Consider the following 22037-nt stretch of genomic DNA (forward strand, 5'->3'; position numbering starts at 1 on the left):
AGAAATAAAATGGATGATAGATTAGAAAATCTTGTAACATCAACAAAGACTTCAGAGAAGCTGAAGGAAGATAATATTCACTTTTTCGAAGAGAACTATCCCGGAATTGCAAAAGCCGTGAATGGAGCTCAGGATTCTTTGTCAAAGCTCTCTTTTGTGGAAGGAGAGCTTGATAATCTTTTGGTCGATGGGACGCCTCTTTATGGGGGGGATGCTCAAAGTTATTGTGAAAAACAACTGAAAGAATTCTGGGCGAAACCCGAACAGATAATTTTTGAAGGCACAGCCAGCTATAATGCCTCCCCTGTTTCCAAAGGGATGATGGAGGCCCTTAATGATGAGTTTTTCCATCCGAAAAAGGGCTTGGAAACCAGTAATAAGCCTGTGACTGATCAGGGCTATTGTTTTGTTTTTGGTTTTGGGCTTGGGCTGTTCTTATCAGAGCTGATTGAGAAAAAAGTCGCACGTAATATTGTGATTATTGAACCAATGAATGATTTCTTCTTTCAAAGTATGAACGTACTTGATTGGAGAGAACTATATGAAAAGGCTGATGAAAATCAGATCACAATACATTACTGTTTTCATAAAGAACCTGAGGTGATTGTTGAATATTTAGAAACAATTGTGCGTAAGGTCGGTAATACCTTTTTGGATGGCTCGTCCTTTTTCATGCATTACCCGTCATGGGAGATTATGGAAGCTTACAAGCTTTTTAGGGAGCGCCTTAAGGTGTATTTCCAGTCTTCGGGTTTTTATGAAGATGAATTGATCATGTGCAAAAACACCTATTTGAACTTGATCACAGCGAAATTCCGTATTGTACGGCGTAAACCTTTTCTTCATCAGGATTATCCTGTTGTTGTTGTCGCATCAGGTCCTTCTTTTGAATTCGACCTTGAAAATTTGAAAAAAATTCGTGATCAGGTGATTGTTGTTTCCAGTGGAACGACGATTAATCTTTTGCTGAAGAATGGTATTCGTCCAGATTTTCATGCTGAGTTGGAAAATGTTGAAAAGACCCATGAATGGTTATCAATGGCCAAAGAAAAATATGGTTTCCATGGAATCTCTCTTTTAGCAAGTATGTCTGTTTTTAAAGGGGTCGCAGGTCTTTTTGATGAAAGCTATCTCTTTATGCGTAGCGGCAGTAGTGCAGCAACATTGTTTGATAACGGTACTGTCGGTGAGATTAATGAAATTACACCGATGTCTGCCAATGCTGCAATTGCAGGGATCGCTTCGTTAGGGTTTCGGAATTTTTATCTTATCGGGGTGGATTGTGGCAAGTATGAAGGCGCAAACCATCATGCCAAAGGGACAATTTATGACGAAATCGGCCTGGATATGGACCATCATAACGAGTTCTTTAATATTAAAGTGCCCGGCAATTTTGGTGGGACTGTAAGAACGTCCAAATTTTTAAATATATCACGACGCAATATTACGGGGTTGACCCGCCGCTTGGGTCTAAATGTTTATAATTGCAGCCATGGGGCGCGTATTGATGGGACGAAACCTCAAGCTGCGGCAACGATACAGCTCAAAAACAAGCCGGGTCAGCAAGAACTGGTTAAACAAAGCATTCGCAACCAAGCTAGAGAATATCAACCCGCCGAATATTTTGATGAGTTGCAGTTTGATAAGACTGTTTTGAAAGTTGATATTTTAGAGAAAAGCCTTAAAGATTTTATTGCTAAGGCTAAGGGTTCATGCACATCAATTTATGATTTCGAACAAGCCTTTGAAAAAGAGTATTGGGATGCCAATCTCGATAAGTGTAAAGGGGTGATGGGCATTGCAGCAGGTTCTCAATCTACGATGATCCGCCTTGCTTCTTATGGGGGGGCACGCATTGTTGATGAAGAAGAAAGAAACAACTTTATTCAGCTTTTTATAGGTGTGTTTGAGCGTCAGTCTCTTTGGATGTTTGAGCAAATAAGAGGTTTTCTCGGAGAAATGCTGACGCATAATCTTGAGTTGTCTGAGCCTGAAGAATACCAATTGAAGAAAACAACGGAAGACTGAATTGGGAGAGGAAACACATGCGAAGCTTTAGTGGGGATTTTGCCTTATTCAATCATAAGTCTATTTTGGTCACAGGCGGGACAGGCTCTTTTGGAAAAGCTTTTGTTTCAGAGGTTCTGGATAAGGCAGACCCGCGCCGATTGATTGTTTTTTCTCGTGATGAGTTAAAGCAATATGAAATGCAAGAAATGTTTGCATCACATGATAAGGTTTCAACACTGCGTTTCTTTATCGGAGACGTTCGTGATGAAAAGCGTTTGACTATGGCATTTCGTGATGTGGACTTTGTGATCCATGCTGCTGCGCTTAAACAGGTGCCAGCGGCAGAATATAACCCAACCGAATGTATTCAGACCAACATTATTGGGGCGGAAAATATTGTTCATGCTGCCATTGCCTGTAATGTGGAAAAGGTTGTGGCCTTATCTACGGATAAGGCGGTGAACCCTGTGAACCTTTACGGCGCAACGAAATTGGCATCTGATAAAGTGTTTGTTGCGGCCAATAATCTGGCAGGGCGTGAAGGAACCCGTTTTAGTATTGTGCGTTATGGCAATGTTGTGGGCTCACGTGGCAGTGTGGTTCCTTTATTCCAAAAACTCTTAGCAGAAGGGGCGCAGAAAATTCCGTTGACTGATCCGGATATGACCCGGTTTTGGATTACTTTAAATCAAGGTGTTGATTTGGTGGTGCGGGCTTTTAATGACATGCGGGGGGGAGAAGTCTTCATCCCGAAAATCCCCAGCATGAAAATGTCTGATATGGCAACAGCTCTTGTGCCAGGAGTTGAGCAGGAAGTCATAGGTGTTCGTCCCGGTGAAAAGATGCATGAAATTATGATTTCTCCAGATGATGCCCGAAATACGATTGAGCTTGAGGATTATTATATCATTAAATCGTCCTTTGCTTATTGGGGGCAAGGGGAGCAGGGCTATGAGAATGCCAAGCCTGTTGAGAAAGGGTTCCAATATTCAAGTGACCTCAATACAGAGTGGCTAGATAAAGAAAGCTTGTTACGGATGTTGTCATCCGCCTAACCGTATTGAGAATAGACCAAATATATTGCTAAAACGCTATCCCGCAAACACGTGCGGGATTCTCCAAAACGGTCAAATCGTTTATTGCATTTCCGACCACTTTTTAGCGCTTTTATGGGGGGATTACCACTGAGGTGGTTTCTGCAAGGCCCCTTTTTTAATACCAAAATCTACCCCGATTAGGCGTTTAAGCAAAGGGGAAGCACTGTCTTGAATGTCTTGGTCAACCACTTTGGTATAGTCTTCTTCCAAGCACATTTCTTTTAAGTGACTGGCTGTAAAGCCTGCAAGTAAAGCAATGCGAGGTTCATGCGTATTGTTCTGGCCACTCTGGTGCCACAAGGAACCATGCCAGACAACCATGGCTCCTTTGGGGGCGATGACTTTTATCAGGTCAGGAGACTTTTCATCTGCAGGGCTTGGTTTATCTGGCCGATTATGGGTGGCTGGGATAACAAGGCTGGCTCCATTCTCTGCTGTAAAGTCATTCAGTAGGAAATTGGCATTGGCACGTACAGGCCATTGGGGGAGGGGCTCTGGTACGGCAGAATCAACATGGAGCATCTGTGCTTCCCCACCTTTATAGACAATATTGGCAGCCCAACTGTGCATGACATATTTTTGATGGAGGGTCGGGCGATCAAAAATGTGGTTCATCACTTGATGGATGACCGGACGTTGGATGACCTCTCTGAACATTTCATGCTTGTTGAGCAGGTTCCAGATCCGTTGTAAGCGGTTTTCATTACCATAAAAGTGTGCACAACCTTGTTCTTCTTCCCATTGTGCCAAGCGTAAGACAATATCACGGGCTTGGGCAACTTCTTCTTCACTTAAGACGTTCTCAATGACCATATAGCCTAATTCATCAAGTTGTTTACGTTTGCTGGCAGTAAAAGGAGAGGCTTCGGCTGTACATAATTCTGGTGCCAGCTCTTTTTGGGCAATATCTTGGAGGCAGAGGCGACTGAAAGTCTGTAGCAGGGAAAGGGTATCTTGGTTGTTAATGGCATCCTGTTCTGCACTGGGGGTAAGGTGTTGGATCATGGCCCGGAGCTGTTTTTCATGCTGTGTGCTGGAATTGGCGAGCCATTGGCTTATTTTTGCATGGCTTGGTAAGTGGTCGAGCTCTAAAGCATCTTGAAAATGCCGATTGGTTTGGAAATGGTCAATTTCTGAAAAATCAGTTTTGTCCAAACAAATCATGCCAATGATGGATTTGGTGAGGTCAAGATCGCTGGGGGAGGTATTGGCACCTGTGGAATTGAGATGATCGTTTGCTTTTGCTTGTAAGAAGTATTCTCTTAAAAGGGCGAGGCTGTCATAGGAAGTAAGTTTTTGTGTTATGTGTCCGATCATCAGTCATTCTCCTGAATTGAAATACGATCAAGTTCTTTGATGCTTTAGGACTATAGGTAGGCTGATTGGTTTTGTCATGACCTACATCATAAAAGGTAGGAATAAATATCATCATAATGATATGAAAATTCCATAAATATAGCGTTGTAACGCATGTCTATAAAAAAAAATCTGGTATTTCTCTTCTATACAGATTATTTCTTAAGGTGATCTTGTATTTGCCTTAGAAATTAGGCAAACTATATAAAATGCTCTAGACCAGGAGGAGACATAGAAATGTCTTCAAAGGCGCTAACGGATGCAGCATTAACGTCGGCAGAACAGTCGAAACGCAATGATTTGGCATCGCGCAAACCTTATGTTGCTGAGAAATTGGCACGAATTAGTGAGATGGAACGCCGTGGCGAGATAAGTCCGATCGTTCGTCTTGAGAAAAGTTATCTTTGCAACTTTCAGTGTACCCATTGTTCGGCGGAATACTATATGGACCGCCACCTGAAGAATGTACATCACATTGAAGATGACCGCAGGCAAATTGATTTGGATGCGGTACGCGAATTGTCCAAACAGGCTGACGAATTGGGGCTGGCCCGTTTTGTAATCACTGGCGGTGAGCCACTGGTGATGAGAGACTTTGATGCGGTTGTTGAGGCAATCGACCCGGAAAAACATTATATTATCACAGATACCAATGGCTGGTTTCTGGATGAGGAACGTGCCCGCCACCTTAAAAAAATTGGTGTGGAAAAAGTCCAGCTTTCCCTTGATAGTATGATTGAGGAAGAGCATGATGCCTTTCGTAATAAAAAGGGCTCCTATAAACGGGTTCTGCGTGCTGTGGATGCGTCTTTAGATGCTGGGTTGAATTTGATTCTCTCAACAGTGCTGGTAAAAGGTCGGGCCAAGTCAAAAGAATTTCGTGAGATGTGTGAATATGCCACCAAGCGAAATTTTGGTCTTTATGTCTCTTATGCCAAGCCGACAGGCTCCTGTAGCGAACATCCCGAGTTTGTTATTGATAAAGAGGATGCCGATATTTTGCGGGAGATGGAAAAAGACTATAATGTCTTTACCCATATGACCCCATCTTATGGTTCCCATAAAGGCTGCATTACGGTGAAAGGTATTATCACTGTAACCTCAACCGGGGAAGTAACACCTTGTCCCTATATTGATATGTCCTTGGGCAATATCTTTGAGACCCCTTTAAAAGAAATCTTTGACAGAGGGATGCGTAACCCTTGGTTAGGGCCACATCGTCCGGATTGTTTGATCGGGGAAGACCCGCAATTCATTAAAAAACACGAAGAGATCACATCAAAATATAAAAAACTGCCTGTCCCTTGGGGTGAAGGTTTTTCAGATGATGACAGTCTGATTGAAGAATAAGAAGAAAAGGAAAGACGATGCAGGCTGTTTTTGATGAATTTGGCAGAGCTGTTCCTGGACAAGTGAAGGGGGCGGTTCAGCAAAAGGTAAGGCGTTATTTTCGCTGTGATCAACCTGAACTGGATTTAGACGCTATTTACGGGCGCATTCAAGCGGTTTTAGGTGAGGGCTCTCTTTCTTGTGAGGCTTTTAAGTCCCGTGTTGCTGCTTTGATTCAAGGGCTGGAGAGGGATGCGGCTCATTGTGGTATTTTAAAGGGGGTCTATGTCCCTTTTTATATTCCTCAACGTGACACAAAAGATATTGGCCGAGATATTGGCGAGCTTTACCTTCCTGCTCTAGCTCAATCATTTACGGGCAAATGTCCGGATTATGATTTTAAAAAACATGATCAAAAACAATTGGAAGGAAACCTTTCGATTGTCGCAGGGGCAAAACATGGGCGCTTGTTGGAAAAATTGGCGACGCAAGATGTTGTGGGGCTTTATTTTCCCGCTTTGGATGGTTACTCCCTGGAGGCCGCTCGGGAACAGGTTGCGTTTTTACCCCAGAGTTTTTCTTTGGCAGGGGGGGCAGATACTTGTGCTGCAATGATTGGTTCTCCTGATTTATTGTTGCGTCAGGATGGCTACCCCCCCTTGTTGTGGTTTGGTGGCCTGGAGGCAGAAGACCCGTCTGAAAATGTTCACTTGGAAGCCTATGGTTACGATCTCACCTTTAATCGGCGGGTCCATTTGGGTAATGCGGATGAATATTGGGCCAATGGGATTGTGGTGAGCGATTAAAAAAAGAGCAAAGGAATAGGTAGCTATGAGTGCACATAAAATACCGATGCCCTTGGTCGTTTTGGAAATGGCCAATAACCATATGGGTAGTCTTGATCATGGTCTAAAATTGATCGAAACATTTGGAGAGGTTTGCAAAGGTTTCCCTTTTACATTTGCCTTAAAGTTGCAATATCGCCAGATGGACACCTTTATTCACCCGGACTTTCAAGACCGGATGGATTTGAAATATGTGAAACGCTTCATGGAAACCCGCTTAAGCCGGGAACAGTTCCAACAGCTGATCAAAAAAGCAAAAGACTGTGGTTTTTTAACCATGTGTACGCCTTTTGATAATGAGTCTGTCGGCATTATTGAAGAGGAAGGTTTTGATATTTTAAAAATCGCCAGTTGTTCCTTTACCGATTGGCCATTGTTGGAACGTGTCGTACAAACCAATTTGCCGATTATCATTTCAGCAGCCGCAGCTACAACGGAAGAATTGGACAATGTGGTCACGTTTTTAAAAAACCGTGACAAGGTGTTTGCCTTAAATCATTGTGTGGCGGAATACCCTACACCGCCGGAGAAAATTCAGCTCAATCAGATTGATTATATGCGTAATCGTTATCCCGGTGTCGCGATCGGTTATTCTACCCATGAGCCGCCGTCTTTTATGGGATCTATTGCGATGGCTGTGGCAAAAGGGGTGGAATTATTTGAACGCCATATTGCTTTGCCCAGTGATGAGTTTGCGCCCAATGCCTATTCGGCAACACCGGAGGAATTGACGGATTGGTTAAAGGGAATTGAAACCGCAATGACCCTATGCGGAGGTTCCGTAGATAAGAGAATTGAAGCCCCGCAAGAAGAAGTCGATAGTTTGCGTGCTTTGCGTCGCGGTGTCTTTTTAAAGCAGGATGTGGAAGCAGGAAAGCCTGTGAGTGAAGACGATGTCTTTTTTGCCATTCCCTGTGAAGAAGGGCAAATTACTGCGAATGATTGGTCAAAGTATGTCCATTACAGCACGACACAAAAGCTGAAAGAAAATGCTCCTTTGATGCATGAGGCTGTGGAGGCCGTTCATGCCCGCGAGCAGGTGTTAGAAATTGTTTCGCAAGTCAATCAGCTTTTGCAAAAAGCTCATGTCCTAGTGCCTGTTGATGCTGAACTGGAAATTTCCCACCATTATGGCATTGAAAAATTCCATGAAACGGGCGCAGCGATGATCACTTTGATTAATCGTCAATATTGTAAAAAAATTATTGCGGTACTGGCGGGGCAATCGAACCCGGAACATTATCACAAGCAAAAGGATGAGACCTTTTATGTGCTTCATGGCACTTTGGATATCACGGTTGAGGGGCAGCTGCACTCTTTAAAGGAAGGCGATATGCTAACCCTGAAACAAGGGGAACGCCATTCTTTTTCAACCCAAACCGGGGTTGTCTTTGAAGAGGTCTCAACCCAGCATAAGGCGCATGACTCATTTTATTCTGACCCGGATATTATGGCTAATGATCAGCGTAAAACTCACCTTCGTTTCTGGCAGAACAAGATAAGCGACTAAACCGTGATGACGACAAACAAGAAGATCCGCCTGGCTGATTTTGTATTTCAATATCTGGCAGACAAAGGGGGAGATCATGTATTCCTGTTGCCTGGCGGTGGAGCCATGCATTTGGTTGATGGTGCTGGACGCACAGAAGGGGTCACTTGTATTCCCTGCCATCATGAACAGGCCGCCGGTATCGCCGCTGAGGCTCATAGCCGGATTACAGGTAAGCCGGGGGTCGCGCTTGTCACGACAGGGCCAGGGACAACCAATATCGTGACACCCGTAACTGGGGCCTGGATTGAATCTGTGCCCATGGTGGTGGTTTCAGGACAGGCCAAGCGGGCGGATCGTATTGGGGACAGCGGTGTGCGCCAAATGGGGGTGCAGGAAGTTGAAATTGTCGAGATCGTAAAATCTGTAACCAAATATGCGGTTACAGTAAATGATCCAACTGAAATTCTCATTCATCTGGAAAAAGCATTGCATCTGGCTACTACAGGGCGTAAAGGGCCAGTTTGGCTGGATATCCCGTTGGATGTACAGGCCAGTCAAATTGAGCCTGATACCCTTAAGTCTTGGCACGGGGAAGAACAAGACCGCTTTGAGCAAACCGACGAGGCGGTAACTCAGGCATTGTCGTTATTAAAAACGGCGAAGCGGCCATTATTTATGATTGGTCACGGTGTACGTTTAAGTGGGGGCGAACAAGTTCTACGTCAAGCCTACGAAGCTTTGGGCATCCCGGTGGTTACCACTTGGAATGCTATGGACATGATTGCTGATACTCATCCTTTAAGTGCAGGCAAGCCAGGGTCTGTTGCCTTGCGTGGCGCTAATTTTGCGGTCCAAAACTGTGACCTTTTGATTTCTGTAGGCGCACGTTTGGATCAAGTTGTTACAGCTTACGCTCCAGATAAATTTGCGCGTGGTGCTCAACGCTTGATTGTCGATATTGACCCTCAGGAATTAGAGAAGCTGGGAGGCGAGCGGACACAAAAATATATCAGTGATGCCAAAGCCTTTTTTGAAAAGCTTATTGAACAACAAGACGGTGTAAAGTTGCCCGATTTCACGCCATGGCAGGTAATCTGTCAGCAATGGAAAAAACGCTACCCCATTAATGATGGGGCGGCTTTCCCAACAACAGGGGAAATCAGCTCCTTCCATTTGACTGATGTACTGTCTGACAAAATCCCCGAAGATACGTTGGTGGTGACTGGAAGTTCAGGCTTGGCAGTGGAAGCTTTTTATACAGCCTTCCGTAATAAGGAAGGTCAGCGTGTGATGTTGACTTCCGGTTTGGGCTCTATGGGCTATGGCTTGCCTGCGGCCATTGGGGCCTGTTTGGCAAATGACAGCAAACCGATGGTCTGTGTGGAAAGTGATGGAAGTTTGCAATTAAACCTGCAAGAACTCAGCACTCTTTATCAGCAGCAACTCCCGATCTGCATGTTTATTATGAATAATGCTGGCTATGGTTCTATTCGCAATACACAACGTAATTATTTTGATGGTCGTTTTGTTGGAACGGGCAAAGAGGCTGGGTTGCATATTCCTGATATTGTTGGTTTGTGTGACACAATCGGTTTGGCAACCATGCGCATTACGTGCGTCGATGAACTGGAACGTGGGATCGAACAGGCATTAGCCCATCAAGGGCCGTTGGTTTGTGATGTGCGTTTGATTGAGGATGAAGTCCTGTGGCCCAAGTCAGCGGCAATTCCGCAAGAGGATGGGTCGATGTTGTCTATGCCGTTGGAAGATATGTCGCCGCTTTTGCCGTTGGATGAATTGAAAGACAATATGGTGGTGGATGTACTTCCCGCCTCAGTTCAAGCGCGGAGCTAGGTCAATCATGTTTTTGGATATTGAAACTGAGGATTTAGAAACGATTGTTAAACGCTCTCCTGACTTGTGGGAGGCACTGGCAGGCAAGTCCCTTTTTATCACGGGGGGAACTGGTTTTTTCGGCAAGTGGGTCTTGGCTAGTGTGCTTTATGCCAATGCGCAGTATGGTTTTGATATTAAACTCTGTGTGATGACACGCAATGCAGAAGCCTTTAAGGTTCAGTTCCCGGAAGCAGATCATCCCAATATCCGTTTTTATGTGGGTGATATCCGACATAAAATCTTCCCTCAGGAACGGTTTGATTATGTTTTACATATGGCAACTGATTCCAAATTTGATGATCCAAAGGAACATATGGGACTGATGGATGGAATTTTAACCGGTACCCAGCGAGTTTTAGATTTTGCTGTTCATTCAGCTCAGGCGGAGAAGTTTCTTTATGTGAGTTCGGGGGCGGTTTATGGACCGCTTGCAGATGGGGAGGTGAAAACCCCGGAACACCATCCTATTGCGCCTGCGCCTCATGAACCACGTGCCTTGATTGCGAATGCCAAGCGCATGGCCGAACAGATGTGTACGCTTTACCATCATCAGTTTGATCTGGATGTTAAAATTGCACGTTGTTTTGCCTTTGTCGGGCCGCATTTACCCATGGATGCTTATTTTGCCATTGGTAATTTTATCCGCGATGGGCTTGAGGGAGAGGGGATCCACATTGCCGGTGATGGCACCCCGGTTCGTTCGTATATGTATGCGGGGGATTTGATCAGTTGGCTTCTGGAAATCCTCATCAATGGAGAGACAAATACGCCTTATAATGTGGGGAGTGATCAACCTGTTTCAATTAAAGAATTGGCAGAACAGGTCGCTGAAAGCCTTGCAGGCAATCAGACGGTGAGTATTGCCAAACAGGCTGTGAAAAAGCCGGATTTAAATTGTTATGTCCCCAATGTCGATAAGGCAAAAGAGGCACTTTCCGTAGATAATTGGACTGGTTTGGGGCAGGGGATCGAAAAAACAGCCCGCTGGTATCAGGCTTATGGGCAAAAACATACGGTTGCACCTGTCCGGGTTGAAAAGAAACGCTTTGTCATGGACATTGATGGGGTGATTGCCACGATCACGCCGGGGAATGATTACCGACTTTGTGAACCCATTACCCATAATATTGCGGCGCTTAATCGCCTGTATGATGCTGGGCATGAAATTATTTTGTTAACGGCACGAGGCTATGTGACCGCGATTGACTGGCGAGAAACCACAGAAAAACAAATGGAAAAATGGGGGGTGAAATATCATGAACTCCATTTGGGTAAGCCCAACGCTGATTATTATGTAGATGATAAGATGCTGTCTTTGGAAATGTTTCGGGATATGGGGAGATGATGCTTATGGGATTTGTGCATGACTGCCGCGTCTGTGGTGGGCCTTTATATGAAACGCCGCTGCTGTGTTTTGAAAATATGCCAGCTATGGCTCAAAACTTTCCAGACGACAGTCAGTTAGCCCAAGATCATGGGCAGGATTTAACTGTGTGTCAGTGCTCACTTTGTGGTTTGGTTCAGCTCGATTGCCCACCAGTGCCTTATTATAAAGAAGTTATCCGTGCTGCGGCATTTTCTGAGGAGATGCGAGGCTTTCGCCGGGAGCAGTTTGCTGATTTTGTTTCCACTCATGAGTTGCAGGGAAAGAAAGTTCTGGAAGTGGGCTGCGGTAAAGGAGAATATTTAGAGTTAATGCAGGAACAAGGGGTTCAGGCGCATGGTATTGAAGGGGGGCTAGAGGTCGTTCAGGCATCTCAAAGCAAACCTTATCATATGCGTCATGATTTTTTGGAAAAGGCTGACCAAACACTTTCTGATGGGCCGTATGATGCTTTCTTCATGTTGAACTATCTTGAGCACCTGCCCAATCCCAACGAGACATTGCGCGCTATTGCCCATAATCTGTACCCCGGTGCCGTGGGGTTGGTTGAAGTTCCGAATTTTGATATGATTATCCGCGCGGGATTATTCTCCGAATTTATCAATGACCATTTATTTTATTTCACGAAAGAGACTTTGTCGGACCTGTTAACACGTAATGGGTTTGAGCTGTTGGACTGTTCTGAGGTTTGGCATGACTATTGCCTGTCTGCAGTGGTCAAAAAACGTCAACCAAGCGATTTGTCTCACCTCAAAAAGATTGAAGCCAATATTAAAAAAAATATCTCTGATTTCTTGGAGCCTTACGCATCCGATGAGGTTGCTTTGTGGGGGGCTGGTCATCAGGCATTAGCCAATATCAGTCTCTTGAAACTACAAGAGCATATTGCATATGTCGTGGATTCAGCACCCTTTAAACAGAATAAATATACACCCGCTACCCACGTGCCGATTGTGCCTCCTGACCGTCTAAGAGAACATCCTGTCAAAGCGGTGATTGTCATGGCAGCAAGTTATTCTGATGAAGTCGCAAGCCTCCTTCGCCGTGATTATTCCCGTGAAATTGAAGTGGCAATTTTACGGGAACATGGGCTGGAGCGGGTTGAGTAATCACGAAGGGCTGGGCATTTGTTTTGAATTGTGTATACGGGTATATTTATAGAATTGAATAATTTTAAAATATGCGATAACTTTTTATATGTATTGATATTTGTGAGTAAAAATGATGGATAAAATTTTATTTCTTGTTCCCCCTTCTATCAGCTACGAGAAATTTAAATATCCGAGCAATAACGTTCGAGCCTTACAAAAAAAGGATGGGAAGTACGGTAGTTTGTTGACTGATATGCCTTTGGGGGTCATGGCTTTGAGTGCGTATGTCAAGGTCTATACGGATGCAGAAGTCAAATGTGTGGATTTTTGTACTGTTTTGAACCGGGCAGAGACATTTGATTATCCTGATTTTGAAACTTTTTTTGATCAATATCTGGCAAGTCCTGAAATAACAGATTTTGCACCAACAATAATCGGGATTTCAGCATTATTTACGACAACATATGAAAATATGATCATGATTGTAAAGTCGTGCCGTGCTTTATTTCCTAATGCAATTATTTTGGGAGGCGGGGCTGTGCCTACCAATATGTATCGTGAAATTTTCAGTCATACAGATTGTTTTGATGCTCTCTTACATGGTGAAGGTGAACGTCCTTTGGTCGAATTGATCAAGGCAGAAGACAAACAGGTTGCGATTAATGGTAATAGTTGTTGGATCACGCCTGAAAAAGTTGCTGAAAAGCAATCTTTTACCTTTGATTTCATTGAAGAGCTGGATGAAATACCGACCTATGATTACGATGTTATTGATTTAGCAGACTATCGTTTAAACCCAACCATTTCGGCCTATCCCGGAGCGGATAGTTCAAAACAAAATGTAACCTATATGACCTCTCGGGGGTGTCCGTTTCGTTGTGTGTTCTGTTCTGCTCATTCATTACATGGGCGTAAGATGCGTTTCTATAGTTTGGAACGTATGAGGCAAGATTTTACACTGTTGAAGGAAAAATACGGGACGGAACTTATTATTTTCCAAGATGACCATTTTATGGCTGATACTGATCGTGCCCATGAAGTGCTAGCCTTATTGAAGGAATTAGGGCTGTCAGCTTTTTTCCCCAATTCTTTGACACTTTATGCGCTGGATCGTCCAATGTTGGAAGCGCTGAAGGCCGTGAATGTCAAAATTCTGATTTTAGCAGTGGAGTCCGGAAGTGGGCGGGTTTTGAAAGAAGTGATGAAAAAGCCCTTGAAATTGCCCATCATTAATCGGGTGGTGGATGACTGTCATGATTTGGGGATTGATACGGACGTAAATATCATTATCGGTCTGCCCGGTGAGACAAAAAAAGACATGCAAGATGCACGTGATTTTCTGAAAACCTTACATGCGACTTGGTTCCGCGTTTATACGGCAGTGCCCCTTGTTGGGAGTGAGATGTATGAAAACTGTATTGAAAATGGCTATATTGAAGATGGCTTCATTGATGGTGATTTCAAAAATGCAGTGATCGAAACCGAAGATTTCACGTCTGAATATGTACAGCGTATGGCTTATACAATGAATATTGAGCTGAACTTTGTGCATAACGGTGAAATGAAACGCGGCAATTATGGTCGGGCGTTAATGGACTTTAAGAATACGATTAGAGTTAAAGACGATCACGCTTTTGCCTATTATTATGCGGCGCAATGTTTTGAAAAACTTGGTGATGAGGAACAATCCGTCGTTTATAAAAAACAGTATAACCAGATTATGCAAGGATCTGAATTTTGGCAGGAATATGCTGCCGAATTTAATGTGCCCGCATCTGTATCCCTGTAGGAGAAACCTACGTTTGAAAGGTAGAATACATGAGTTTTAAAGATCATATGGATGGCTATTATGACTTACGGACACTTTACCAAGTCGATAGTCTCTATGCGTTAAAGCATGGACAATATACGCCGCCGATTTTGGTGGAAATTGACCCGATGAACAAATGCAATCAGGAGTGCCTCTATTGCTATGCCTATGGTCGAGGCGGTGAAGAGTCCAAACTGAAAGATGATGCTTTTTTAAACCTGTTTAAACAACTGGCTGATACTGGCGTACAGACGGTGCTGTTTCAGGGGACGGGGGAGCCGTTGGCACACCGCAAAGCAACCGAAGCGATTGAAGAGGCAGCAAAATACGGATTAACGGTTGGGATCAATAGTAATGGTGTTCTTTTTACCCCGCAGATGCAGGACAGGGTCCTTAAAGACATTTTCTATATCAAGTTTTCTGTGATTGACCACAACAAAGAACGCTATACCAAGTTACATGTGTGTCCAGACAACCATTGGGACAAGCTGCATGAAAATATGACCTATGCCATTGAGTTGCGAAAAAGGGAAAAATTGGGCGTTGCTTTGTGGGCGACGGTTTATCTGGATGAAGATAACTTCCACGATGCTTATGACATTGTGAAATTTTATAAGGAGATGGGCTTGGATTACATTGTGATCCAAGAAGCAACCTATAGCGAATACTCGCCAGCCGGGGTGCGCCCTTATGCTTCTACCCATTTTACGGCGGAAGAAATTGCAGAGACAAAAGAGAAAGTCCTGAGTTTGAATACGGACGATTTTGTCGTCAAATTTGTTTTCCCCTTTATTAATGATGATATTAATCATGCAGGTCAAACACCAGAAGGTTTTGTTCCTCATTTTTGTCAGGGGCCAAAACTGTACACAACCATTTGTTCTGATGGGGAGGTTTACCCCTGTTGGCGTCTATGGGGGCGCGGTAAGGAATTTAGCTGTGGGAATATTTATGAGCAGAGCTTTGAGGAAATCTGGAAAGGGAAAAAACGCCAGGAATTAGAGGAATATATCAATACGGTCCCCCCTTGTGGTGATGAATGTAAAGTGTGTAACCATGCTCGTTTGAATGAGATTTTGTATAAGTTTCTTAATGCAGACAGCCCTTGGAAAGGTTTTATCATATGAGCAAAGAATACAAGATTCATCAATTGGCTGGTGAAACCGAATGTCCCTGGCATAAATCGAATAAGGAAACAGGGAAGACATATTCCCACAATGAGATTTTTAACAGTGGGGTTTGTCCGATCATGTGGCATACCCTTTACCCTTATTTCCTCGGTGCTTTATTTGGCGCCAAATATACCTATAACGAACAAGGTGACTGCCACGTTTGCTGTCCGGCTGAAAAAGGCGTGGATGTTTTGGTCCGGGTGCGCGCAAACGATGGCAAATTTGAAGAAGGGGTACCCGATGATTGGCGTGATGTGATTCATGCTGAAGTGGTCAAGGTCAATGGTGTCTGTGATTATGACCATAAAGTCGGTGATCGTTTTGTGTTTCCAACCTGTATGAAAGAAACACATGCCTGTCCGTCTGGTGTACATAACATGTTTCCGTTTATGGATATTGAAATCCCAAAATGTATAAATCAGGATAAAATTCGTTGTACGGATTGGTTGGAAAATATGTATTTCTCTCTTGATGCTGAAGACAGCAAAATCAAAAAATAAGACGGTTCAAACAAAGGAAATAGGCTATGCGGGATGCATCTTACTGCCAAGCAACAGCATATCATTTTGGCTTGGAGACAGATCAGCTCATAGGTCAAGAGGTAAAAAAACATACAGATAAAGTGTTGTTGCATTACGGACGTAACAGCATAAAAAGACACGGTATTTATGACAAAGTCGTTCACTCTTTAAAGGCATCAGGTGTCGAGTTCTATGAACTTGGCGGCGTGTTGCCCAATACGGACTCCCGTCTTATTTATGAAGGCATTCAATTATGCCGTGAACATGATATCGACTTTATTTTAGCTGTTGGTGGCGGCAGTGTCATGGATTCTGCTAAAGCCATCAGTGTTGGGGTTGGATATGATGGCGACTTTTTTGATTTATTTCTGCAGGAGGCGAAGCCCGAGACAGCCTTGAAAATGGGTTTTGTCGTGACGGTGCCTGGTTCAGGAAGTGAGGCCAGTTATGGCAGTGTGGTGACGGACTATCAACGCCAGGAAAAGGCCGTGTGTGATACGCCGCTTTTAAGTCCAACATTTGTTATTCTTAATCCGACACATACGCTTTCTCTCTCCCCGTCTCAGACCAGTTGTGGCATTGTGGATGCGATTAGCCATTTGCTGGAGAGATATTTTTCACCGACAGATTATGTGGATTGTACGGATCGAATGTGTGAAGGTCTTATGATGACCTTGATGAAATATGGGCGTCTGGTTCTATCCGATCCTGAAAATGTGCAAATTCGTGGCGAAATCATGTGGGCCTGCAAAATGGCACAAGACCAAATTATCAATTTTGGTCGTCAGCAGGATTGGGGGTGTCATAAAATTGCCCATGAAGTGGGAGCCTTTTATGATGTGTCTCATGGGGCTCTGGTCAATGTGATTTTCCTGCAATGGATGGAACGGGCAGCAAAAGAACGTCCTGAGCGTTTTATCCAATTGGGAGAAAGAATTTTCGGCCTTGATTTCCCACAAGCCTCTTGTGCGATGCGAACTGTAGAAGCCTATAGGGCTTTTCTACTGGATTTAGGGATGGCTACAACATTGTCTGAATTAGGGATTAAACAAGACATTCATTTTGATGCAATCGCCAAGAAAGCAGTTCGTTATATGGGAAGTGGTACTATTGGGAATTATATACGCTTGGCACCGGATGATATTGTTACTTTGTTAAAACAAGCTGTGTGATTTCGGCTTTTAAGATTAAGATATTAATAGAATTTATGATGACACAACGACCGACACCTCATTTATCCCATGCAGACAAACCTTTGGTTACTGTCATGGTTTGCAATTTTAATTATGGGCGTTTTTTAGGGGCATGTTTAGAAAGTATCTATCAACAAACTTATGAGAATGTTGAGATTATTTTCTCTGATAATGCCTCAACCGATGAATCTTGGCAGGTCGCACTGGATTTTCAAGAGCGTCATCCTGAACTAATTACGATTAATCGTAACCGTCATAACTACGGGACAGATGCGAATTTCAACAGTTGTTTTGGGAATACGCGCGGTAAATATATGATTTTCATGAGTTCTGATGACATCATGGGACCGACATATATTGAAAAATGTGTACGTGTGATGGAAGAAAATCATGAGTTGGGTTTTGTCATGGTCCACCGCACGGTGATTGATGAGCATGGAACGCAAACAACGGAAGCACCTTTTTACGATAAAAGCTGTATTATTCCCGGCGAAGAACAGGCGGCTGTTTATATGGTCGCAGCTGTCAATCCAAGTGTGGCACAGGTTATGTATAATCGCCATCGCACCGAACGCAAATATATCAAACGTGCATTGATTTCACGTTGGTATGGCTGCCGTGTTCTGGACTTCAATATGTGTATGGAATACCCGATGGCTTATATTGCAGAACCGCTTTTGCAGCATCGGATACATGGAAAAAATGATTCTTTGAGTGCGGCTGACAATTTAATGGAAGTGATTGGTCCTTATGTTTTATCTCATCAGTTTGTCGAACTGGCAAAGCTGCATGGTATGGATAAGGTCGTTGATCGTTTGCCGGAAGCCGTTGAGAAATGGGGATTGCTTGCGTTACGTTATTCGGTTCGTGCGATTCGAAAAAATGACGAGAAAAATGCCAAGAGATATTATCATCTTGCGGCTGCCTTAGCTGGAGACTTAGAGGAAGACCCGATTTTCCAAAAATTGACAAGCTATTGGGGGAGTGTCGCTGAAGAAAAGGCTGTGATCCTAGAGGAGCTTGTTAATACCGATAACTTCCTGACCCGTACGGTTTCTTACGCGCCGCCGCCAGGTAGTGTTTATATATGAGTAAAACAGAAAAGATTTGTGTCTTTGGCATTGGGGAACGTTTTGCTGAAAGTTACAATCAGGTCTTCGCTGTTTTAGGGAAGGCTCCTGATTTTTTTTGTGACAATGATCCGACAAAATGGGGAGAATCTTTTTGGGGTGTCCCCTGTTACCCTCCGCAACAGCTGCAGGTTGAACAAAACCCGGTTAAAGTGATTATCACTGCTCGTCGTTATGAAGATGTTGCTCTCCAATTACAGGCGCTGGGGATCCATGATCCTTTTGTCATGGTGTACAGTCGTCAGTATTATGCGATTGATGGGGTTAAGCCGCTTGGTTTGGTTTCACAAGGACAAATAGATAGACTAGACCTGAAAGGAAAGTGGGCCTTTATAACAGGGGCCTCTCGGGGGATTGGGTACCAGGTTGCTTGTGCGTTGGCCCTACAGGGCATGAATATTGTTGTCCATAGTCGAAGTACGGAACATAACACTAAGGTTGTTAGCTTTTGTCATGATATTGGTGTAGAGACAGTGTCTCTTGCTGGTGACCTTGGTGATACACAAGCGCTTTTATCCTTGCTTGAAACGTTAGAAAAAGAAGGGCCCGCGATTGATGTATTATATAATTGTGCTGGGGTCTCTCTAAAACCGGAAGAAGACCCATGGCAGATGACAGCTCAGACTTTTCAAGAAACGTTTGCAGTCAATACAGTCGCTCCTATTCTCATTTCAAATCATCTTATCCCCCAAATGTTGAAACGGGGCTTCGGTCGCATCATCAATGTGAGCAGTTCAATTCAAAACAGCCTGAATGAAATGGCTTATGCCTGTAGCAAAGCTGCATTGGATAAATATGCACATGATATTCTGCCTCAATTGAAGGGATCTGATGTGCGTATTTCTTCACTGGACCCAGGGTGGCTTAAGACCGATATGGGAGGGGCAGAGGCGCCCCATGAGGTTGAAAATGTATTACCTGGGGCGCTTTTAGGGGCTGTCATGACTGACTTTACAAATGGGCGTTGGTTTACGGCACAGGATTATTGTGGTCTAGAGATGGAACAAGCCATCCAGAAAGCACATTTTGTCAGTTGTTGATCCTTGTAAAAGGAAGGTGGAATATGAGTAGAAACTCAAAACAATATGGCTCAAAGGATGTAGTTTTATCCTGCCGTAAGCTTGAAAGTGGTTTACGTTTTGGGCAAGAAGGGATTGCAGCCTGTGCTTTAGGACCGTTTCAATCTCCTGTTTATTGGAGTGGGACTGAAGCTGCTGAGATAACGATTACAAAAGAGATGCTGGAAGAAAAACGGCGTTGGATTTTTGATCTTCTAAATGATGAAACGGCTGAAACACCTTGTAAAGGGTGCCAGATGGTTGTCGAAAAAACATTTGGCGAGGTAGATTTCTCCCGCTTGGGCCATATTGATTATTCCGCAACAAGTTCATGCAATATCCGGTGTAATTATTGTGATTATACGATCAAGGATAATTTCAAAAAGGCACCTTATGAGTCGCTGGAGATTTTAAATCTATTTAAACCAACGGATGTGGTCTGGGATGCGGCGGTTGATTTTGGTGGGGGAGAGCCGACGCTGCTGCCTAATTTCGATGAATGTTTATCTTTTTTCAAACACAATAAAATCCGCACCTTTCTTTATACAAATGCGGTTCGTTTCTCTCAGAAAGCCTATGAGGGCTTAAGAGATGGTAGTATCAGCTGGGTTTGTGTGTCACTGGATTGTGGGACCCCATCAACCTATTTGGCCACGAAAGAGCGAGATCGTTTTTTTGATGTGATGGATAATTTGCATAAATATGCAGAGGCGAGCCGGAAGGGTTTGGGTAATCTATCTGTAAAATATATTTTCACTCAAGATAACTGCAGTGATGACGATATTTCTGGCTTTGTTTTTGCGATGTTGTCTGTGAAACCAGATAAAGTCTGGCTTACGTTTGATTTTGAGCCTCTTAAATTTTTGTCCGGGGGGGATGATGGCTTTGGTGGGTATGACTACACCAAACAAGTGGATGCCTATGTGAAGCTTTATTTGATGTTAGAGCAATACGGCATAAAAGCGGGGCATTTTGAAGAGAACCACCTATCGCAGGTGACAAAAGCTGGAAAACGTTTGCTGGATATGGTTCATAGCCGCCTTGCTACTGTAAAACCAGAGAGCAAAACTGAAAAGAAAACCGAACTGTCCTGTCAGTTGATCAAGATGTCTGATATTGGGGAGGCGGTACGGTTGACAGAAGAAAAAGTCGCCATTGTGCCTTGTTCAGTGCAAAGCTTGGCTCTACAGCGTCAAGTAAAGGCTTTAGGAGGAGAGGTCGTCGCCATTATTGATCGCGACCCGACCTTACAGGGCAAAGTTATTGAGGGCGATACGGTTATGCCTTATCAGGATCTGGCTGGCTTATCTTGTGATAAAATCTTGATTACTTGTCACGCATTGCATCAACAAGCCATTTTAGAAGAAGTAAGGTGCCATAGTCCTCTTCCTGTAGAACGTATTATAGTCGTGGAAGATTAGCAATTGTTTAGGCAGCACCGCAACCATCATTCTTCTTTTGGAATTTCTGTCTTATCGCAAACGGCATAAAGAACTGTTTCAATGGTAAAAGACGTGTAGTTTCTTAAATAAAAACGATAACCGAGGTCCAGGCTATGTAGGTAAAGAGCCAGGCTCCACAGATGTTCGATTGAATGGTAGACACATATAGCAAGGTCGGGCTGGTGTTTTTTGATGATGTTCTCAGCGCCTTTGAGTGCATGGAGTTCTGCCCCTTCAATATCCATTGTGACCATCGTTGGTTTTAAGTTCGGCAGCGTTTCATCTAGGGATAGGCATTGGACATGTAGAGGGCCATTTGGGGATAAGCGGGAACCAAGCCCTGTTGCTTCTGTGAAATTGCGGACTTTATGATCATCATAGATGGCGCAAGGTAGGGCGGTAATATGTGTCGCAATCTGGTTTTGGAACTGTTGAAGATAAGTTGTGAGCCGAGTGAATATTTTGGGGTCGGCTTCAAAGCATACGACTTCATCCACTTTGCCTTTTTCTTGTACCAGGCTACGAATTACATCCCCATCATAAGCACCGCAACAGACAAAACGGCTGTAGCCTTTTGTCAAAGGGATGTCTGTTGGAAAATATTGTTCATTTCTTGGGCGTCGAGGGATTTCTTGTGGGGATTTCCATATATGTGTTTGCAAGACAGTTTCAAAAATAAGTTGACTGGTTTGATCTTCCAGAAGGTCGTAAGCTTGTTTGATATTTTCTTGCTCGCTGTTGAAAAAAACAAGTGGATCGTGTCGCCAGCTTTCAGGCAGCATGAAGGGGTTGTGAACTTCATAAATTTCAAATAAAGAAACAATATTTTCATAGCCTTTGGTTAAAAGAAAAGACCTGATTTCTTTGAAAGCGGACAGACTTCCTACGCAGACGACGACAATGCCTTTTTTTTCTTCAGGGCTAGGATCATGATGATCTGGTGAAAATGCTTTTACTCCTTCGTAAACTCCAGGGATAGTGTAGCGACGATCCAAAACAATATCAGGGTAAAAGCCATGAATTTTCATGACGATTTCTACAAACCAATGACTGCTTTCACCGGCACCATATAAGGTTAGATATGCGTTCTGTAACTTCTCTTTCAGGATGAACGGTTTCACATTGCCTGATTCTGTTAAAGTTTTTTGCAAGTCAAAGGAGCCGTGTTGATTTGTCATGTGGAACCCGTGGATGTGTACAGAATAAGTGGT

At 43.7% G+C, this 22037-nt stretch carries 17 protein-coding genes; 15 read left to right on the forward strand and 2 right to left on the reverse strand.

Annotation, left to right across the window (positions count from 1 at the left end):
* Positions 1–9: 9 nt before the first annotated feature.
* Positions 10–2028: a 6-hydroxymethylpterin diphosphokinase MptE-like protein gene (locus E4K71_RS02405; protein ID WP_135076040.1), complete on the forward strand. Its 2019-nt coding sequence runs from the start codon at positions 10–12 to the stop codon at positions 2026–2028.
* Positions 2029–2045: 17 nt separating this feature from the next.
* Positions 2046–3065, forward strand: a complete 1020-nt coding sequence (pseB, locus tag E4K71_RS02410; RefSeq protein WP_135076043.1) for a UDP-N-acetylglucosamine 4,6-dehydratase (inverting) — start codon at positions 2046–2048, stop codon at positions 3063–3065.
* A 123-nt stretch (positions 3066–3188) separates the two neighbouring features.
* On the opposite strand, the gene E4K71_RS02415 is transcribed toward pseB, so the two are convergent.
* Positions 3189–4424 carry a phytanoyl-CoA dioxygenase family protein gene (locus E4K71_RS02415; protein ID WP_135076046.1) on the reverse strand — a complete coding sequence of 412 codons (1236 nt, stop codon included), beginning with the start codon at positions 4422–4424 and terminating at the stop codon, positions 3189–3191.
* A gap of 276 nt (positions 4425–4700) precedes the next feature.
* On the opposite strand from E4K71_RS02415, the gene E4K71_RS02420 reads away from it, so the two are divergent.
* From E4K71_RS02420 to E4K71_RS02480, 13 genes are all read left to right on the forward strand, one after another.
* A complete protein-coding gene (locus E4K71_RS02420) occupies positions 4701–5813 on the forward strand; it encodes a radical SAM protein (protein ID WP_135076049.1) in 1113 nt (370 codons plus the stop codon).
* 17 nt (positions 5814–5830) lie between these two features.
* Positions 5831–6598, forward strand: coding sequence for a hypothetical protein (locus E4K71_RS02425; RefSeq protein WP_135076052.1), 768 nt, complete (start codon positions 5831–5833; stop codon positions 6596–6598).
* Between the two features lie 25 nt (positions 6599–6623).
* The gene (locus tag E4K71_RS02430) at positions 6624–8147 is read left to right on the forward strand and encodes an N-acetylneuraminate synthase family protein (protein WP_206201942.1); all 1524 of its coding nucleotides are present in this window, start codon (positions 6624–6626) and stop codon (positions 8145–8147) included.
* A 6-nt stretch (positions 8148–8153) separates the two neighbouring features.
* Positions 8154–9983: a thiamine pyrophosphate-binding protein gene (locus E4K71_RS02435; protein ID WP_135081952.1), complete on the forward strand. Its 1830-nt coding sequence runs from the start codon at positions 8154–8156 to the stop codon at positions 9981–9983.
* Positions 9984–9990: 7 nt separating this feature from the next.
* On the forward strand, positions 9991–11370 hold the full coding sequence (locus tag E4K71_RS02440) for an NAD(P)-dependent oxidoreductase (protein ID WP_167730216.1): 1380 nt from the start codon (positions 9991–9993) through the stop codon (positions 11368–11370).
* A 5-nt stretch (positions 11371–11375) separates the two neighbouring features.
* Positions 11376–12518: a class I SAM-dependent methyltransferase gene (locus tag E4K71_RS02445; RefSeq protein WP_135076058.1), complete on the forward strand. Its 1143-nt coding sequence runs from the start codon at positions 11376–11378 to the stop codon at positions 12516–12518.
* Positions 12519–12768: 250 nt separating this feature from the next.
* Entirely contained in the window at positions 12769–14289 is a 1521-nt protein-coding gene (locus tag E4K71_RS02450) for a radical SAM protein (protein WP_167730218.1), read from the forward strand.
* A 29-nt stretch (positions 14290–14318) separates the two neighbouring features.
* On the forward strand, positions 14319–15437 hold the full coding sequence (locus tag E4K71_RS02455) for a radical SAM protein (RefSeq protein WP_135076064.1): 1119 nt from the start codon (positions 14319–14321) through the stop codon (positions 15435–15437).
* Positions 15434–15982 carry a TIGR04076 family protein gene (locus E4K71_RS02460; RefSeq protein WP_135076067.1) on the forward strand — a complete coding sequence of 183 codons (549 nt, stop codon included), beginning with the start codon at positions 15434–15436 and terminating at the stop codon, positions 15980–15982. Before E4K71_RS02455 ends, E4K71_RS02460 begins: the two co-directional genes overlap by 4 nt.
* 26 nt (positions 15983–16008) lie before the next feature.
* Positions 16009–17175, forward strand: coding sequence for an iron-containing alcohol dehydrogenase (locus E4K71_RS02465; protein WP_135076070.1), 1167 nt, complete (start codon positions 16009–16011; stop codon positions 17173–17175).
* Positions 17176–17210: 35 nt separating this feature from the next.
* Positions 17211–18287 carry a glycosyltransferase family A protein gene (locus E4K71_RS02470; RefSeq protein ID WP_135076073.1) on the forward strand — a complete coding sequence of 359 codons (1077 nt, stop codon included), beginning with the start codon at positions 17211–17213 and terminating at the stop codon, positions 18285–18287.
* Positions 18284–19366 (forward strand): SDR family oxidoreductase, encoded by a 1083-nt coding sequence (locus E4K71_RS02475; protein ID WP_135076076.1) that lies wholly within the window; start codon positions 18284–18286, stop codon positions 19364–19366. Before E4K71_RS02470 ends, E4K71_RS02475 begins: the two co-directional genes overlap by 4 nt.
* A complete protein-coding gene (locus E4K71_RS02480) occupies positions 19291–20805 on the forward strand; it encodes a radical SAM protein (protein WP_135076079.1) in 1515 nt (504 codons plus the stop codon). The genes E4K71_RS02475 and E4K71_RS02480 overlap by 76 nt, the downstream gene beginning before the upstream one ends.
* Before the next feature lie 26 nt (positions 20806–20831).
* Here the strand turns inward: E4K71_RS02480 and E4K71_RS02485 are convergent, their stop codons facing one another.
* Complete coding sequence (locus tag E4K71_RS02485) at positions 20832–22004, reverse strand: FkbM family methyltransferase (protein WP_135076082.1); 1173 nt, start codon at positions 22002–22004, stop codon at positions 20832–20834.
* Positions 22005–22037 lie beyond the last annotated feature (33 nt).

Source organism: Terasakiella sp. SH-1 (assembly GCF_004564135.1).
Lineage (GTDB): Bacteria > Pseudomonadota > Alphaproteobacteria > Rhodospirillales > Terasakiellaceae > Terasakiella.